Origin of the sequence: Pedobacter agri PB92 (genome assembly GCF_000258495.1) — a bacterium.
GTDB lineage: Bacteria > Bacteroidota > Bacteroidia > Sphingobacteriales > Sphingobacteriaceae > Pedobacter > Pedobacter agri.
The window spans coordinates 1-1,011 of record NZ_AJLG01000336.1 but is presented as its reverse complement, the minus strand read 5'-3'; the positions used below and the strand labels follow the sequence as shown (position 1 = coordinate 1,011).

The window sequence follows — 1,011 nt, the reverse complement described above, 5'->3', positions numbered from 1 at the left end:
ATGCGCACGCTTAAAAATGCCCACGCTCGTTTCTAACGAGCGTGTAAAAAACTAATCGTATTTTACGATAGAATCGGTAAGCTACTATTGCAATTTTATTGTAAATAGGTGTTCGTATCTTACGATGGAATCGTAAAGCTATTAATGCGCTCGTTAGAAACGAGCGCAGGCACTATGAAAGATTTTTTTGCAGTAAATGCCCACACTCGTTTCTAACGAGCGTAAGTAACTTAACCTATGAGGTCTGGGGCAAAAAAAAAGCAGCTTCAAATGAATGAAGCTGCTTTCAAATATTCTAAATGCTATGTTTATTGTGGCGCTTGTTGCGAGTAATAAGCAGAAAATTTAGCTTCCAAACCAGAGAATGTTTTCTCTAGCTGACTGCTTACTTTATCCTGCCCACTGGCTTTAGCAATTCTGATCATTCTGTCTAAATAATATAATCCTGTTTGGATGTTTTGAGATCCTGTTAAACCTTTTGTGGCTGAAAGATCTGCAAGATATGTTAACTCCTTATTGATGTAATCTCCAGACTGCGTTAAAATCTCATTGGCTCTGGCAGTTTCACCGAGCTTATATAAGTTTTCTGCCATGTAGAATTTCACCACTACCGTACGGATACCAAAGAATTTTTGAGGCATTACCGCATAATATTTTTCAACCACTTTTTTAGCTTCAGCAGTTTTGCCTTCCTTAATCAAACTTCCTGTAAGGTTACTGAAAATATTAGTGAAAATGAAAGTATCATCAGATGACTGTGGATCCAGATATTTAGCTGTTTTCATGTTGCCCCACTTGAATTTGTTCATCACATTATTATACAGCACCGGTGTATTTAACTGTTCTGCTCTTTCTTCAGCTGCAGTAGTATCTGGTTTCAAAGGCATTAAACGTAAAGCTAAACCTTCACTGTATAAATATTTATCTAAACCATTGTACTGGTCTGATGGAACTGTAGAAGCAAAATAAATCGGACGTTTCCAGTCATTGTGCGCAAGAATATCGAGCATA

Annotated in this window: 1 pseudogene; it reads right to left on the bottom strand. The window is 37.2% G+C overall.

From position 1 onward, the window contains the following. Nucleotides 1–308: 308 nt before the first annotated feature. Nucleotides 309–1,011: pseudogene (locus ON09_RS23750) on the bottom strand (DUF2723 domain-containing protein); the annotation flags it as partial.